Here is a 16371-nt window from a genome sequence, read left to right as displayed (position 1 = left end):
ATGTGCAGGGTCTTGTTAACACTTTTGGCGTTACCAAGACCCTGATTGAGGGTTATGCGCGGATATGATTCAGGGCGACGCCGGCTGCATCTGGCGTTGTGAAGCGTGCAAACACGTGATCGATCATTGCGCTGAGGCGTGCCATCTGTTCGGCGCTGTAACGCTCCGAACGGTAGGTGATCACCAGGCGCAGTGAGCGTTTGCCGTCGATCAGGTTTTCCAGGATCTCGAACTGAATACCGAACATCGATTGGTTCTTGTCCGGGTCAATCTGTCGGTAGCGGATCGTTCCTGCGTCTGGCGTGCTCAACGTGCCGTTCAATGCGTTGTTGGCATGAATCTGGATATAGACGTCGAACAGCAGGCCGTCCGCAGCTGTCATGCCCAAGGCTTGTTGAATCGTCTCCATCGGCACATCGGCATAAGCCATGGAGTCATTGATCAGGTGGGTGACGTTTTCGATCAGAGTGCCCACTGTCTGCTGAGGATCGAACTGCACCCGGTGCGCGACCATGGTGGTGAAGTAACCGACCGTTTCGTAAAACCCGGGATCGGTGCGCCCGGAAGCCGACGTGCCGATCACCAGGTCCTGCAAGTCACCGAGTTTGTGCAGGGACAGCGCAATGGCCGTATAGACCACGCCGAACAGCGACGAGTTGTTCTGTCTGGCGAAGGCATACAGGTTATCGGTGAGGTCTTGCTCGGGTTTGATTTCGAACCATTGAGCCTTCGTCGAAGCGGCTTCGGCAGGCGCGCTCGCCTGATGATCAGGGGAGGGCAGTGTCAAGCCGCGGGTTGCATCACGCAACAGGCTCGTCCAATAGTCGAGATGCTTTTGATTGACGCCGGTACTTTGTTCTTGCACGGCGAACTCATGGAATGAGCGGGCAGGCGCTTCCCAGGTCGGCGCCTTGTCGGCGGCACGGGCGAGGTAGGCTTGGGCCAGTTCTTCCATCATGACGTTGAGCGACCATTCATCAATGGCCATGTGATGGATCAGCAAAGACAGGGTTTGGCGCTTGCGCTGCGAGTCGTAAATGAAGCGAACCCTGAGGGGCAGTTCGCGGGTCAGGTCGAACTGATAAGTGGCTTCGCTTTCCAGCGTTACCCCTCGGCTCTCATGGCTGGGCCAGAACCATTTGTAGCGGGACAGTTGCGCGATCGGCACGATTTGCTGATACGCCTCAGCGTCCTGGAAGTGGAAGGTCGTACGCAGGCTGGCATGGCGTACGAGCAGGTCGCGGAAGGCTTGCTCGAACAGCGCTTCATCCACGTTATCGAGGAAGTCCAAGGCAAAGGGCAGGTTGAAAATCGTCCCGAACCCATAGGCGACATAGGCCCGCCCGAGGGAGGCCTGGGCCAGCGCGAAAGGTGCCCGCTGCACGTCTTGCGGCAGGTCTACCGCAGACGCTGTCGGGTTGTTTTGCGTGATGACGTGGGCCCGTGATGCCAGGGCCTCGGCGGTAGGGGCACTGAAAAAGTCATTGAACTGGACTTCGATGCCGTGATTGCTCAATAGCTTGCCAATGATGCGGGTGGCCAGCAGGGAGTGGCCGCCGAAATCAAAGAAATCATCCGTAAGTTGCATGTCGGGCTCAGCCAGGGCACCACGGAATTCGCCCAGGATAATCGTCGCCACTTCACTGCTGTTGGCCACTGGCCGGGCGTTGGGTGTACTGGCTGCTGGCGCTGCATCCTTGCCATCGGCCTGACGGCGTAACCACGGTGTGTCGCTGGTCGAGTGACCGACATAGGCGTTCAGGACCCCGCGATAGAGGTCGATCTTTTGGCAGGTCTGGTCGAGGATCTGATGGATCACGAACGCCAGGATAACGTTCTGCCTGGTTTGAATCATCAGCGCCTTGAACGGTGGCTGGCTTTGCGCGTCCCACGATGCCGCTTGCCGCGAGAGCAATTGCTCGGTGGCTTCGGCGTCGGAGGATGAGCGAATGAGTTCGACGCAGGATTTCCAGTCACTGGCGTGGACCTTGTCCACTTCGCCGTCGTCGTTGAATTGATAGCGTGCATTCAAATCGGGCAGTGTTTCGATGACGGCCTTGATCGCCAACTCGAGCCTTGAAAGATCGACATCAGCGTCGAGCCGCCAGGCGCAGAGGTGTTTGAGGATGCGTTCGGGGTATTGCTGTTGCAAGAGCCAGATATGCTCCTCGTGACCGTTGACAGATAGCTTCGGTAACGAATCTGGACTGAGTTCCATCATGGAAATTTCCCGCCTTATCAAACTGAACAGTAAGAAGTAGAGGTGGCACCGAGTGCCGACAGACCGATCCTCGGTCTGGTGTACGCCCAGGGTCCCGGGCATCAAAGGAGTTGCAATGAGGTCGCATTGCAGGGGCTCTATGAACACCGTATGATGTTAAATAATAATCATACCTATTCGCATTAGTCAAAATCTGATCGCGAAGACCATCGTCTCAGGAGAGGTGTTGTGGACAACGGAGCGTTCGCGTCCCAGGAGCAATTTGAAAAGCTGTATGTCGATCACCACCGCTGGTTGTGCAGTTTGTTGCGTCGCAAGCTGGGTAATTCGGTGGATGCAGCGGATCTGGCCCATGACGTCTATCTCAATCTCATCAGGAAGGGCCGGGTTCCCTCGACCGAGAACTCACGCCGTCATCTGACTCAAATCGCCAAAGGAATGGTGATAGATCTGTATCGCCGCCGGCATCTTGAGGCCAGCCATCTGGAAGGGCTGATGCAGCAAGCCGAGCCTCAGGTGCCATCAGAAGAGGTTCGTGCGCTGGCATCCGAGGCGCTGTCACAGATCGATGTTGCCTTGCATAACAAGCCACTCAAGGCCCGCGAAGCGTTGCTGATGTGCAAGTTGCATGGCATGGGCCACCGGGATATCGCGGCCGAATTGAAGGTGTCGGTGTCCTCCGTCGAGAAATACATCGCTGCGGGCCTTCGGGCCTGTCACCCATTCGCATCGGGGGCGGGCCTGTGATCGGTCGTTCGGTTCATGGCGGCGAACGGATTAATCCGCATTTCGATTGAGGGTTTTGCGTCGCCGTTCGGAATAAAGGTACGCAACGCGCAAAACGCTCGAACACAAAGGAAGTCAGGCATGCCTTCAGGCTGTCACCAGTGGTTATTCAGGAGAGCTCATGAGTGATAAAGACAAACCCGCCGCCGGCTCGGTATCCCGAATACTGAAACCCGTACGCGGCCGGCTGATTGTCGCCGCGGTACTGGCCGCTATCGGGACCATGCTGACGATGGTGCCACTGGCCGGCATCGCCCATATCGCACAGTTCTCGATGGGGCAGGCCGAGGTCGCTACCGGCTGGGTCCAGATGCAGAGTCAGGTCTGGCGGGTTATCAGCGTCAGCCTGGTGTGCCTGTTCCTCGGCATGACGTTGATTTCGGTGGGCGAGATGGTTGCGCACCTGGCCGACAATCACATCACCGGCCATTTGCGTCTGGCGATTACTCGTCGACTGGCCAAGGTGCCGCTGGGTTGGTTTACCAGTCGGGCTTCGGGTGAAGTCAAACAGGCAATGCAGGATGACATCGGTACGCTGCACAGCCTGACTGCGCATTTCTTTACCACGCTGGGCCGTACCGTTGGTGCGATCCTCATCGCCATCCTGTACCTGTTTGCCATGGACTGGCGCATGGCGATTGTCTCCCTGCTGCCATTCCCGCTGTTTTTCCTGTTTTTCTCCAGGGCAACCAAGGCCAGTGGGGCGAACATGCAATCGTTCGGTGCCGGTATGGCGCGTATCAACAACGCAGTGGTCGAGTTCGTCAACGGCATTCCCGTGGTCAAGGCCTTCGGTGTCGAGGGCAAGGCCCATGGCAGTTACCGTGAGGCGGTGGATGCCTTCGCCGAAGCGTTCACCGACTTCACCCGGCCGCTGGTCAGTGCGATGGCCAACGCCCATGCAATGGTCACCCCGGTTGCGGTACTCGGGGTGGTGCTGGCCTTTGGCACTTTGCTGGTGAGCCTGGGCTGGATCACGCCGGTAGAAGTCTTGCCCTTCGCCTTGGTGGCGCCGGGCATCTGTGCGCCACTGCTGCTGTTGAGCTACATCACCCACGACCTGAATAATGCTACCGCCGCTGCCCAGCGTGTGCATGGGCTACTGGAAACGCCGGTACTGGAAACCCTGGTGGGCGAATCCCAGCAGTTGCCTGAAAATGCCGAAATTCGCGTCGAGCAACTCGGCTATAGCTACGACGGCCAGAGCCCGGTGCTCAAGGACATTGGCTTCACCCTCAAGCCCGGCACCGTGACAGCGATTGTCGGTGCTTCCGGCTCCGGCAAGTCGACATTGGCACGCCTGCTGCTGCGCTTCTTCGATCCGACTGAAGGGCGCATTACGCTGGGCGGCGTCGACATCAGGCAGATCGAGAGCGCGCAGTTGTACCGGCGCATCGGTTTTGTGTTGCAGGAAGTGCGTCTTATCCATGCCAGCCTGCGCGACAACATTGCCTTGGGCAGGCCATCGGCCAGCCGGCAGGAAATCGAAGACGCAGCGCGCACCGCGAATATTCACGAGCGCATCCTCGCCTTGCCGCGCGGTTATGACTCGGTGATCGGTGAGGATGTGCAGCTCTCCGGTGGCGAGTTACAGCGCGTGAGTATCGCCCGCGCCGTGTTGCTGGACCCGCCGGTGCTGGTGCTTGATGAAGCCACGGCGGCAGCCGATGCCGAGAACGAGGTGAAGCTCCAGCAAGCGCTATCGCGATTCGCCCGGGGCCGCACCTTGATGGTGATCGCTCACCGGCTCGATACGGTGATGCACGCCGACCGGATCATTCTGATCGACAACGGTACGATTTGTGAGCAGGGACGTCACCACGAACTGCTCGCCCGCAAAGGCCGCTACGCCCGACTGTGGGCACTGGGCGGCTACGAACAGGCCAAGGAACAGGCGGTGCCGTCATGCTGAGAACCTTTATTCAACTGTTGGGTGACGATGCCCCGGTGCTGCGGCGCTATCTCTATATGACGCTGGTCTACGGCCTGCTCTGCGGGCTGACGATTGTCACCCTGGTACCGATACTCACCAGCTTGCTGGGCAGTGAAACGCGCGCAGCGGGGCAATGGTTGATCGGGCTGGTGATCGGCATGGTGATTTGCTGGGCGCTACGACGCACAGTGGAGAAAGCCGGAATCCGTGTCGGCATCGCCGTTCTCCAGCGGGGCCGCCATCGGCTCGGCGACCATGTGGCGCGTTTGCCGGTGGGTTGGTTCACCACGCAAAACACCGCGCGGCTAAACCATGTCGCGTCCCAGGGCATGATGGAAATGGCTCAGCTTCCCGCCCACGTTTTCACGCCACTGATTACCGGCGTGATCACGCCGGTAGTGATCCTGATTGCACTGTTCGCCTTGCACTGGCAGATGGGTCTGATCGCACTGGTGACGCTGCCGATCCTGTTGGGTGTCTTTGTATTGACCGCTCGCTTGGGGCAGCGTGCCGACCAGGACTTCCAGTACAACGCTGCCCACACCAGCCAGCGCATGGTCGAGTTCGCCCAGGCGCAATCGGTGCTGCGGGCGTTCAATGGCGAGGACGGTGGCACTCAGTTTCTTGAACAGGCCATCGGGCGCCAGCAGGACTCCGCGAGACGGTTGATTCACGTCTCGGCGATGTCTGTGGTGTTCAATGCCTGGGCTGTACAGGCGAGCTTTGCAGCCTTGCTGGTAGCCGCCACGCTATGGCTGAGTGAGCTGATGGGCGCAAGCCTGGAGGCGGGATCGGTCATCGCGGTCATTGTTTCACTGCTGCTGGTTAGCCGCTTTATCGATCCGTTGCTGGAAGTGGCCGGCTATAGCGAGGTGTTGCGTGGCGCGCGTGGCCAGTTGGGAGCCGTGCGTGAGATCTTTGCGGTCAAGCCGCTGCCTGAACCGCAAACGCCGCAGGCACCCGTCGATGGGTCCGTCGAACTGCGCAACGTGAGCTTTCGTTATGCCGAGGATCAGGCTGATGTATTACATGAGGTCAGCCTGCGTATCGAACCGGGCAGCATGACCGCTCTGGTCGGCGCTTCCGGCTCGGGCAAGACCACGCTGGTGAGGCTGATCGCACGTTTCTTCGACGTAACTCAAGGCTCTGTGATCGTCGGTGGCGTGGATGTGCGCCAGATGTCCAGCGAGCAACTGGCCGGCCAGATCAGTCAGATCTTCCAGGATGCTTACCTGTTCCAGGGCAGCATCGCCGACAACATTCGCATTGGCAAACCCGATGCCAGTGATACCCAGGTGATGGAAGCGGCACGACAAGCCGGGGTCGTGGAGATCATCGAACGACTGCCTCAAGGCCTGGATACACCCGTGGGTGAGGGCGGCGCCCGCCTGTCCGGCGGCGAACGCCAGCGGATTTCCATCGCCCGTGCGCTGATCAAGGATGCACCGATTCTGTTGGTCGATGAAGCCACTGCTGCGCTCGATGCCGAGAACCAGGCCGCTATTGCCGAGGCACTGGCACGCTTGCGTGGTACGCGTACGCTGATCGTCATCGCGCACCAGCTCTCGACGGTGGCCATGGCCGACCAGATCCTGGTGCTCGATAATGGCCAGATCAGCGAGCGAGGTTCCCACGCGCAATTGAGTGCCAAGCCAGGGCTCTACGCGCACTTTCTCGCTCAGCGCCGGGCCGCAAAGGGCTGGCGCATTGCCGGGGCGCTTGGCAGTGAGGACGATTCTTGAGTCGTGCAGCCTTGCTGAGCCTGTTTGTTGTGCTCTGTTGCCTTTCGCTGATGGTGGGAGTCAAGCAGGTCTCCTGGACAGCACTTTTCACATTTTCCGAAGATGCCTGGCTGACACTGACCGCCAGCCGCCTTCCGCGCCTCGCGGCCCTGATACTCACCGGGGTAGGGCTGGCCGTCTGCGGCGTGATCCTGCAGCAGATCGTGCGTAACCGGTTCGTCGAGCCCGCCACGTCCGGTGGGCTGGATGCGGCAAAGCTGGGCATTCTGATTTCACTGACGGTAGCCCCCGCCGCGGGTACTGTCGGCAGGATGCTGTTTGCCCTGGTGTTCTGTTTTGCCGCGAGCCTGATTTATATCGCGATCATCCGCCGTATCAAGTTCAAGAATACGGTGATGATTCCGGTTATAGGGCTGATGTATGGCAGCGTACTGAGCGCCATCGCCGAGTTCTACGCCTACCGTCACAACATCTTGCAGAGCATGCAGGGTTGGATGCTCGGTGACTTCTCGAAAATCGTGCAGGGCAATTACGAGATCATCTATCTGATCCTGCCGATTGTCGTGCTCACCTACCTGTATGCGCACCGGTTTACCGTACTGGGGATGGGTGAGGGCATGGCCAGCAGTCTGGGCTTGAACTATGCGGCCAATGCGGCGCTAGGTCTGATGCTCGTGGCGGTCACCGTTTGCGCCACGGTCATCACGGTGGGGGCGATCCCTTTTGTCGGACTGGTGATTCCCAACCTGGTGGCGCTGCACTACGGCGAAAATCTGGAGCGAACATTGCCCATCGTCGCCTTGTGTGGCGCGTCGTTGTTATTGGCCTGCGATATCCTCGGCCGCCTGCTGATCTACCCCTTCGAAGTGCCTATCGGCCTCACCGCCGGCAGTATGGGCGGCCTGTTATTTCTCGTGCTGCTGATCAGGAAGTACACATGAGGCACGTGGCTACCCGTTATGGTCTCTGGCTGCTGGTTCTGGCGCTGGCGATGGCGTTCCTGTTGTTGGGGGCCGGCTTCGACTTCGACTATGTCATTCCCAAGCGACTCACCCGTTTGGCGGCGATGTGCATTGCCGGGGTGTGCATTGCCTATTCGTCAGTGATTTTCCAGACCATCGCCGGCAACCGAATACTGACGCCGGCGATCATGGGGTATGAGGCGATCTACCTGCTGTTCCAGGCACTACTGATTCTGCTGCTGGGCACCCAGAGCCTGGTGTTGCTGGGGCGTGACGGTAACGTCCTGTTGTCGGTCCTGCTGATGCTCGGCTATTCATGGCTTATTCACCGTTGGCTGTTCCGTGACGGGAGCAACAACGTGTACCTGCTGCTCCTGTTGGGACTGGTACTGAGCATGGTGATGGGGACGTTTACCCAATTTATCCAGCTGAAGATCAGCCCCGGAGAATTCTCGATTTTCCAAGGGTTCAACTACGCCTCCTTCAACAAGGCGCAACCTGGGCAAGTGATCTATTCGGGCGTGCTGGTCGCGACGGTGTGCTGCATCGCCCAACGAACCTTGCCGGTGCTCGATGTGCTTTCCCTGGGACGTGACCAAGCCATTTCCCTGGGGGTCGATTACCCGCGCAGCGTGCGACTTCAACTGGCACTTATTGCCATTTTGGTGGCGATCTCGACGAGCCTCGTCGGGCCGACGGCATTCATGGGCGTGTTCGTTGCGAACATCTCCTATGCGCTTGCCCGAACCGCTCGGCACCGGGTCACGTTGCCCATGAGTTGCGCAATCGCCATTGGCATTTTCATTGTCGCCCAATACCTGGTCGAGCAGATATTCAACTACAACACCTCCGTCAGCATTCTCATCAACCTGGTGTGCGGTGTGTATTTCCTCGCGCTGATGATTCGAACCCGAGGCACCCCATGATCGCCCTCAATCACGTTTACAAGGCCTATGGCACCAAGCATGTCCTGAGTGACGTCAGCGTCCGGTTTCCACCGGGGCAGGTCACGTCGCTGATCGGCCCAAACGGGGCGGGCAAGACCACGCTGCTGATGTTGATCGCACGCCTGCTGGCGCCGACCCGGGGCGACGTGCTGATTGGCGGGCGCAGCATTCTGGATGTGCCCGTTCGCGACTACGCCAAGCGCGTGGCCACCTTGCGCCAGTCCCCGGATTTCAACCTGCGGCTGACCGTCGAGGAACTGGTCGCCTTCGGGCGCTTCCCCTACAGCCGTGGAGCGCTTACCGCCCAGGATCGCGAGGCAATCGATGAGGCCATCGAGTTCTTGTCTTTGCAGTCCCTGCGCCTCTCCTACATTGACGAACTCAGCGGCGGACAACGGCAGATGGCGTTCCTGGCGATGACCATTGCCCAGCAAACGGATTACCTGTTGCTGGATGAACCGCTCAACAACCTCGACATGAAGCATGGCGTACAAATCATGCGTGCCCTGCGCCGCTTGTGTGATGAGCAAGGCCGCACGGTGATCCTGGTGGTCCATGACATCAACTTCGCGGCCAACTATTCCGATCATATCGTTGCCATGAAAGGCGGGGGAGTTCACTGCCATGGCCCGGTCGCGGAGGTGGTTACCGAGGCGCACCTGCGGGAACTTTTTGATCTGGATTTCGAAATCCTGCAGAGCGAACAAGGGTTTGTCTGCAACTACTTCAACCCATCACCTTCAAGGGAACTGATATGAGCACGGATCACGCGAACAAATTCTGTGGAGTGCTACTGGCAATGGCCGTAGCGGCCGGGCTGCAGGGATGTGACAAGCCGGCGGCAGAGGCCACGCCGCCAGTGAGTGCACAGGCGCACTACGAGCCGATCAAGATCGAGCACCCTCTGGGCACAACCGTGGTGACCAAACTGCCCGAGCGCGTAGTGGCCTTCGATATGAGCGAGCTCGATACACTCGATCAGTTGGGGGCGCCGGTGGTGGGTATCGCCAAGGACTACGTCACCAGCTTTCTCGCCAAATACCGTGACGACTCGAATGTCATGGATGTAGGGGCGACTGTCCAGCCCAATCTCGAGCGGCTGCATGCGCTCAAGCCCGACCTGATTCTGATCTCTCCGCTCCAGGCACAAAGCTATAAGGAACTCAGCCAGATCGCCCCGACCGTCTACGACGACGTGGACCTGACCAACAAAAAAGGCAATCTCATCGGCACAGCCAAGGAGCATTTGACCCTCCTGGGACGCATCCTCGGCAAAGAGGAACTGGCCCGCCAGAAAGTCGCGGAAATGGAAGCCAAGGTGGAACAGACCCGCCGTGTCACCGAAGGGCGTCCAGAGAAAGCGTTGATCGTGCTGCATAACAACGGCGCCTTCACCTCCTACGGCGTGAAGTCGCGCTACGGCTTTGTCTTCGACACCCTGGGCGTGAAACCGGCCAGCACTGACATCGAAGCCGGTTTGCATGGACAGCCGATTTCCAATGAGTTTATCCAGCAGGCCGATCCCGACATTCTCTATGTGATCGACCGCACCGCGGTGATGGAACATCGTCCGGCACTGGACATCCAGAGCCTGGATAACCCGCTGCTGCGCAAGACCAAGGCCTGGACCAACGGCCGTGTAATCTTTGTCGATGCTCAGACCTGGTATCTGTGTACCGCTAGCGTGACCTGTCTCAATCGAATGGCAGACGAGGTGGTTCAGGGCTACAAGGGCTGATTCACGACGTGTATCTGCAGCACAAAGGGCTGGTCCTGTTCAGGTACCGGCCCTTTTTTGTGGCTTTCGAATGTTGCTTCGGTCATTGGGGATCACCACTGATCCAGCCCCGTGGAGTGTTCTTGGTGCGGTATATGCAAATTATTATCATTTGGGTTGAGGGATTGGCGTTCTGGTACGGAAACCTAATGAATGAACTTCAATTCTTCGCATCGAAAGGAATCCAGCATGTCGGAACACGGCCGCCCACACAGCGCCAATCCTGACTCATCGCAGGCTACGCAACGCGCTTTTTCGTTTACCTTGAATCGCACTTTCTCTGCCGTACACATGGCGCTATTGCTTGGGCTGACCGGGGGATCGATGGCAGTGGCTGCTGCGCCTGAGTCGTCAACACAGTCTCCGACGGGCACTGGCGAAGGTAGCCTCGTCCTGTCTGAAACGACGGTGGAGGGCACTATGGGCGCGTCTGCCGACCTGCCGCCCGCCTATGCGGGAGGCCAGGTTGCCACTGGCAGTCGAGTCGGGCTGCTGGGCACCAAGGACTTTATGGAGACTCCCTTCAGCGCCATCAGCTACACCGATGACTTCGTGCGCAACCACCAGGCGAAGGACATCGGTTCGGTAATCGGTGCAACCGATCCATCGGTGAATGTCCCCTCCAAACGGGCCATCCTCGAAACCTTCTTCATTCGTGGTTTCAATACCAGCGCCAACGACATCACCTACAACGGCCTGATCGGCATGGCGCCAAACCTGCGCGGCGCGACCGAGCTGGCTGAGCGCATCGAAGTGCTCAAGGGCCCGTCCGCGCTGCTGAACGGCATGCCGCCGGATGGCAGCGTCGCAGGCAGCATCAACATGGTGCCCAAGCGCGCCGGCGACGAACCGCTGACACGCCTGACGACCTCTTTTGAATCCAATGGTTTATATGGTGCACATGCCGATGTGGGTCGGCGCTTTGGCGAGCAGAATCAGTTTGGTATCCGCTACAACGGGGCGTACCGCGACGGCGACACCGCCGTGGACGATCAGAAACAAAACATGCAGCTCAATGCGCTGGGCCTGGACTGGCGCGCCGAACGCATTCGCCTGTCGTTGGACGCCTACAAGCACCGTGAACATCTAGAGGGCGCCAACTACTTCGGTATTTCCTCGATCAACCCCACAGTCACCAACGTACCCCGCGCGAAGAAGGGTGATTACGCGCTGGCGCCTGACTGGGCATACACCACCAACGACACCGAAACCTTCTTGCTCAGAGGCGAGGTCGATTTGAATGACTCGCTCACCGCCTTTGCGGCCTATGGGCAGAGGGAGGGTGGCCGCAACTCCCTGATGACCCGCGACACGCTGATCAACAACGCCGGTGATATCAGTGTTCTGGCTTATCGTTCGGATGGGCAGGGCATCCAGAAATCGGGCGAGGCTGGCCTGAAGGGCAGATTCGACACCGGTCCCGTAGGCCACCAATGGTCGCTGGCGGCTACACAGTACAAGTCGGAGATGAGTTTCAAGGATAAACAGATTGCCAACTACGTGACCACCAACTACTACAACCTCGACTTTGGCCAAACACCGCCCTTGGGCAATTTCGGCGCGGTCACCTCTCGGACCGAAGCCAAGCTGGGCAGTGTTGCTTTTCTCGATACCCTTTCGTTCCTTGATGATCGCATCCAATGGACGCTGGGCGTACGACGTCAGTCGGTGGAAAGCTCTAACCTGACCCCGGCGCGGGTCAAGACTTCTCACTACGACGAGAGCCGTGTTTCGCCGGCTACCGCGTTGTTGGTCAAGGTCACCGATGATGTATCGGTCTACGCGAACTACATCGAAGGGCTGTCTCAGGGGGGGACGGCTCCGACAACGGCAGCCAACCCGGGTGAAATCCTGAGCCCGATTCAGACCAAGCAGTATGAAGTGGGCGCCAAGCTTGACCTGGGTACGTTCGCCACCACGTTGGCCGTGTTCCAGATCGAAAAACCCAGCACCTTTACCGACCCGGTCACCCGCATTTTTGGCGTCAATGGTGAGCAGCGTAACCGCGGCGTTGAATGGAGCTTCTTCGGTGAGGCCCAGCCAGATCTGCGTTTGATGGGCGGTGTCTCCTACACGCAGGCAGTGTTGACGAAGGCGCAGGTAGCGGCGAACGAAGGCAATCAGGTGACCGGCGTTCCGAAAATCATCGGCAAACTTGGGGTCGAGTACGATCTGGAGAGGGTCCCTGGGCTAACCCTGACCGCAGGCACGAACTACGTAGGCAGCCGCTACGTTACGGACGACCATCGGATGGAGTTGCCGTCCTACACCGTTTTCGATGTGGGCGGTCGGTACACCACCAAGGTCATGTCCAAACCTGTGACCTTACGGGCTAACGTAGAGAACCTCGCCAACCGGGCATACTGGCTCGGTTCCTACAGTGGCGGCGACGGCAGTGGCCTGTCCGGCGGCCTGGGCGCTCCACGTACCCTACAGCTTTCAGCATCGGTTGATTTCTGACAGTCGGCCAGCCAAGAGGCGGGGGAGAGTTCTACGACTTTCTCCGGTCTTGGCAGTACGATACGGCCCGCGGGAATTCTCGCTGGATTTAACGATAAAGCCCCGATTGATCGGGGCTTTATCGTGTCTGTGGGTCAGAAATCAGGCGGGGGTAAGGCTACCGCTCATTACGAGGCGCCGGACTCAGAAATCCAGTAATCAGCGACGCCACTTGCTGATGAATCACCTCACGCGATCGCCCGCCGTCGCCATCCTGGCAAATTATGCCGTCCTCCGGCGCCTCGGCTTCGAGCAACTTCACCGCGCCCGGTTTGCACAGCGACAAGAAACTGAAGTGGCTGGCGTCGCTGATCTCGACGTAGCGCGTCGAGGCTTGTGGCAGCCGTTTGGCCAGGTCGGCAGACTCCATCTGCGCGGGAAGGTCTTCAGAGGGCACGCCCGCCGCGATCACCAGTGCCGGAACCGGCAGCGCCGCGAGGCTCGCATCGGTCAACCCGCGTGACAGGCCCAAGTCTAGCGAGACAATCGCGGTGACGCGTTTGTCGCTCAGGTCAGAGCCTAATCGACTCTTTGACTCTGGGATGCTGCCGGGGTTGATCTGTTGGTAAACGCTGCAACCGGCCAACTGCGGATGCGCCTTGCAGTCTTGGGCAAACCGCTCGGGATCGAAGCGTGCTCCGGCGATTTCCAGTGCGGTCCAGCCGCCGAGGGAATGACCGACCACTGCAATTCGACGCTTCGCGACCGCGCCGAATTGTTCCGGCTGAGCCATGACCGCATCGATGGTTCGGCTCACGTCGGCAGGTCGTTGCCACAGCTGGGCGGCCGCTTCAGGACTGCGATCCTTGGTGGTGGTGCCCGGATGATTGATCGCCGCGACGATGTAACCTTGGTGGGCGAGTGTGCTGGCCAGCCAGTCCTGATTGCCCAAGTTGCCACGGAAGCCGTGGGAGAGCACCACCAACGGATGTTCGCCGGCAGCCGCTGGCGCATTGCGTACGGCGAGGGCACCAACGAACGCCGGGCTGTCGGCGATCAATTGCGGTTTGGTAGAGGTTGCACTCGGGTACCAGACGACCATCTCCAGCGCACGCTTGTTGTGCGCGTCTGGCAGGGTCGAGGACTGGAAGCCGATAGGGTTGCTGTCAGCGAGTGCGTGGGGGCAGAGACAGGTCAGAAGCAGGGTGGCAAAAGCTTTTTTCATTGTTTTTATCTTCCTTGACTGGATCAACTGATGGAAAACTGGGCTGACGCGTCAGCCCTTCAAAGGCTCTCAGGGTCGCCAAAGAACATTTTGACTAGGCTCTAGAACAATATTTTTAGGCAGAAAAAGTTCAAATATGCCCCCAATTTTGCCCCCAGTTGCATCAAGTTTGCGAGCGATCGCGAATGGTGATCTCTAACAGAGACCAAGATGGATTCGGATTCCGCTCGCCCAATACCTGGTAGCGTTGCCTCTGCGATCGTCTGAGCCAGCAATAACTTCATCAGACGGTTGCAGATAAACCTAGAGTCAATTAGGCACTTAATGTGGGCGTTGGTAGGTTTAGGGATACCGCCAGCAATCTATCAAGTAATGCGTTGCAGGATGGCAATAGCGGCGAGTCGATAAAAAGAATCACACCGTCAGCTTACCTGCGTGGCTTCGTCAAACTTCAACCGGGCCGCTTCAACCTCGGGCAATTTGTCGAGCGTCCATTTATGCAATTCGCGAAATGGCTGCTGAAGTGTTCGACCAAGTTGGGTGATCTCATACTGCACTGCCACGGGCGAGAACGAGATGACCTGGCGCGAGACGAGACCATTTCGTTCCAGCCGTCGCAGGCACTGTGTAAGTGCCTTCTGAGTTACGCCCTCCAGGCGGCGCCTGATGGCATTAAAGCGATGCGGCCCGTCATCAAGCACCGCCAGAACCATCATTGACCACTTATCTGCGATTTGGTCGAACAGCGCCCGGCTTGGGCACTCCGACGAAAAACATTGCGGCTTTAATTCCAGCATCGAAGTTTCCTCATGTATACCTAGGCGACTCTAGGTGCCTAATTGACATTTGGTTTACAAAATATACTTATATGGCCTCCCAAAGCAAATGGAGTCCATCCAATGTCAAACCCTGATACCAGCATTTTATTTCGTCCTTTTTCCATCCGGTCGCTTGAACTGAAAAACCGGATTGTCATGGCGCCGATGACGAGGCAATTGTCGCCTGAGGGCATTCCCGGCGAAGCGAGCGCTGCGTACTACCGGCGGCGTGCTGAGGGCCGGGTTGGATTGATCTTGTCAGAAGGGACCGTCGTTGATCGTCCCGCTTCACGTAATGGTTCCGGCATTCCTTTTTTTCACAGTGAGGCAGCGCTAGCCGGATGGAAGAACGTGATTGATTCTGTTCACAATGCGGGTGGCCGTATGGGGCCGCAAATTTGGCACACCGGTGCAGTGCGTGACGTCACTGGCTGGGAGCCTGATGCGCTCGTCGAAAGCCCTTCTGGCCTCGATTCGCCAAATGACCCTCGCGGAGTGGCGATGAGCGAAGAGGATATTGCAGACACAGTTGCTGCATTCGCCAAGGCAGCGGCGGATGCCAAACGCCTGGGTTTCGACACCGTTGAGATCCATGGGGCTCATGGTTATTTGATCGATCAGTTCTTCTGGGCCGGCACCAATCAGCGCACCGATCGTTATGGCGGACTGACGATCAAGGAGCGCTCGCGTTTTGCCGCTGAGATTGTGTCTGCAGTGCGTCATGCGGTCGGGCCCGAATTCCCTATCATCATGCGCGTTAGTCAATGGAAGCAGCAGGACTTTGGAGTGCGCCTCGCCGAGACCCCTGCATTAATGGAAGACTGGCTGCTACCGTTGGTTGAGGCTGGTGTTGATGTTCTGCATTGCTCGCAACGACGCTTCTGGGACCCTGAATTTCCCGAAATTGACGGGGAGAATGGACTGAACTGCGCGGGCTGGGCGAAGAAAGTCACTGGAGCCACAACCATTAGCGTCGGTTCGGTCGGGCTGGATAATGATGTTACTCACGCATTCGCCGGCAAGGGATCAACCCCAGCGAGTCTGGATCGGCTCGTCGAGCGCATGGAGCGCGAAGAGTTTGATCTGATCGCTCTAGGGCGTGTTCTGCTGAGTGACAAGGATTGGGCCGCCAAAGTGGAAAAAGGCGACTACGCAGATCTGAAGGGCTTCAACCCGGCATCTTTAGCCGAATTGGTTTGAGCCTTATAGGGGAGTGGAGAGTGTGATGCCACAAAGGTTTTAGTCTGAAGGAATCAGAGGTCTAGCCTCGGATGCTGCGAGTTGGAGATCGTAATCTGCTGTTGAGTGCGCCATGACTGTTTCAATTGAGCGAACATGTCAAGGCCACTCAACATCCGCGCAAACAGGATTGCGTTGCAGTGTCGCTAGGTAATGTAGCGTTAGATTCTTCATGGCGCGGGGAGGCTCTGTCGTATGACTGAACTCATGTAGCGATTTCTCACGCCGGCAATATCCGCATTAGTCCTTGTGCCTCCATTGCCGTTCCATTCGTTACCGGCA

12 protein-coding genes are annotated in these 16371 nt (G+C 58.4%); 9 read left to right on the top strand and 3 right to left on the bottom strand.

Annotated elements, in window-relative coordinates:
- Positions 1-52 precede the first annotated feature (52 nt).
- Complete coding sequence (locus KRR23_RS18995; protein ID WP_216743758.1) at positions 53-2221, bottom strand: condensation domain-containing protein; 2169 nt, start codon at positions 2219-2221, stop codon at positions 53-55.
- Positions 2222-2449: 228 nt separating this feature from the next.
- Here KRR23_RS18995 and KRR23_RS18990 point away from each other — a divergent pair, with 228 nt between their 5' ends.
- From KRR23_RS18990 to KRR23_RS18955, 8 genes are all read left to right on the top strand, one after another.
- Complete coding sequence (locus tag KRR23_RS18990; protein WP_103314543.1) at positions 2450-2968, top strand: sigma-70 family RNA polymerase sigma factor; 519 nt, start codon at positions 2450-2452, stop codon at positions 2966-2968.
- A 160-nt stretch (positions 2969-3128) separates the two neighbouring features.
- Positions 3129-4919, top strand: coding sequence for an ABC transporter ATP-binding protein (locus KRR23_RS18985; RefSeq protein ID WP_216743757.1), 1791 nt, complete (start codon positions 3129-3131; stop codon positions 4917-4919).
- Positions 4913-6682, top strand: a complete 1770-nt coding sequence (locus tag KRR23_RS18980; RefSeq protein WP_216743756.1) for an ABC transporter ATP-binding protein — start codon at positions 4913-4915, stop codon at positions 6680-6682. Before KRR23_RS18985 ends, KRR23_RS18980 begins: the two co-directional genes overlap by 7 nt.
- Positions 6679-7623, top strand: coding sequence for an ABC transporter permease (locus tag KRR23_RS18975; RefSeq protein WP_216743755.1), 945 nt, complete (start codon positions 6679-6681; stop codon positions 7621-7623). Before KRR23_RS18980 ends, KRR23_RS18975 begins: the two co-directional genes overlap by 4 nt.
- Positions 7620-8570, top strand: a complete 951-nt coding sequence (locus KRR23_RS18970) for an iron chelate uptake ABC transporter family permease subunit (RefSeq protein ID WP_216743754.1) — start codon at positions 7620-7622, stop codon at positions 8568-8570. The genes KRR23_RS18975 and KRR23_RS18970 overlap by 4 nt, the downstream gene beginning before the upstream one ends.
- A complete protein-coding gene (locus KRR23_RS18965; RefSeq protein WP_216743753.1) occupies positions 8567-9349 on the top strand; it encodes an ABC transporter ATP-binding protein in 783 nt (260 codons plus the stop codon). Before KRR23_RS18970 ends, KRR23_RS18965 begins: the two co-directional genes overlap by 4 nt.
- The gene (locus KRR23_RS18960) at positions 9346-10329 is read left to right on the top strand and encodes a siderophore ABC transporter substrate-binding protein (RefSeq protein ID WP_216743752.1); all 984 of its coding nucleotides are present in this window, start codon (positions 9346-9348) and stop codon (positions 10327-10329) included. The genes KRR23_RS18965 and KRR23_RS18960 overlap by 4 nt, the downstream gene beginning before the upstream one ends.
- 459 nt (positions 10330-10788) lie before the next feature.
- Positions 10789-12828, top strand: coding sequence for a TonB-dependent siderophore receptor (locus KRR23_RS18955; RefSeq protein WP_253912178.1), 2040 nt, complete (start codon positions 10789-10791; stop codon positions 12826-12828).
- A gap of 157 nt (positions 12829-12985) precedes the next feature.
- Here the strand turns inward: KRR23_RS18955 and KRR23_RS18950 are convergent, their stop codons facing one another.
- Entirely contained in the window at positions 12986-14032 is a 1047-nt protein-coding gene (locus KRR23_RS18950) for an alpha/beta fold hydrolase (protein ID WP_216743750.1), read from the bottom strand.
- 422 nt (positions 14033-14454) lie between these two features.
- Complete coding sequence (locus tag KRR23_RS18945; protein WP_216743749.1) at positions 14455-14829, bottom strand: helix-turn-helix domain-containing protein; 375 nt, start codon at positions 14827-14829, stop codon at positions 14455-14457.
- A gap of 102 nt (positions 14830-14931) precedes the next feature.
- Between KRR23_RS18945 and KRR23_RS18940 the strand changes: the two genes are divergently transcribed.
- Positions 14932-16050, top strand: coding sequence for an NADH:flavin oxidoreductase (locus KRR23_RS18940; RefSeq protein ID WP_216743748.1), 1119 nt, complete (start codon positions 14932-14934; stop codon positions 16048-16050).
- Positions 16051-16371: the final 321 nt, after the last annotated feature.

The organism is Pseudomonas sp. CVAP#3, assembly GCF_018986375.1.
Taxonomy (GTDB): Bacteria; Pseudomonadota; Gammaproteobacteria; order Pseudomonadales; family Pseudomonadaceae; genus Aquipseudomonas; species Aquipseudomonas helvetica.
The sequence above is the reverse complement of the archived record's forward strand: the minus strand, read 5'-3'. Positions and strand labels throughout refer to the sequence as shown.

Excerpts from the sequence above, each read along its gene's own strand:
- KRR23_RS18965 (WP_216743753.1), top strand. The coding sequence starts at position 8,567 with ATGATCGCCCTCAATCACGTTTACAAGGCCTATGGCACCAAGCATGTC.
- KRR23_RS18955 (WP_253912178.1), top strand. The coding sequence starts at position 10,789 with ATGGGCGCGTCTGCCGACCTGCCGCCCGCCTATGCGGGAGGCCAGGTT.
- KRR23_RS18960 (WP_216743752.1), top strand. The coding sequence starts at position 9,346 with ATGAGCACGGATCACGCGAACAAATTCTGTGGAGTGCTACTGGCAATG.
- KRR23_RS18980 (WP_216743756.1), top strand. The coding sequence starts at position 4,913 with ATGCTGAGAACCTTTATTCAACTGTTGGGTGACGATGCCCCGGTGCTG.
- KRR23_RS18950 (WP_216743750.1), bottom strand. The coding sequence starts at position 14,032 with ATGAAAAAAGCTTTTGCCACCCTGCTTCTGACCTGTCTCTGCCCCCAC.
- KRR23_RS18970 (WP_216743754.1), top strand. The coding sequence starts at position 7,620 with ATGAGGCACGTGGCTACCCGTTATGGTCTCTGGCTGCTGGTTCTGGCG.
- KRR23_RS18985 (WP_216743757.1), top strand. The coding sequence starts at position 3,129 with ATGAGTGATAAAGACAAACCCGCCGCCGGCTCGGTATCCCGAATACTG.
- KRR23_RS18945 (WP_216743749.1), bottom strand. The coding sequence starts at position 14,829 with ATGCTGGAATTAAAGCCGCAATGTTTTTCGTCGGAGTGCCCAAGCCGG.
- KRR23_RS18940 (WP_216743748.1), top strand. The coding sequence starts at position 14,932 with ATGTCAAACCCTGATACCAGCATTTTATTTCGTCCTTTTTCCATCCGG.
- KRR23_RS18995 (WP_216743758.1), bottom strand. The coding sequence starts at position 2,221 with ATGATGGAACTCAGTCCAGATTCGTTACCGAAGCTATCTGTCAACGGT.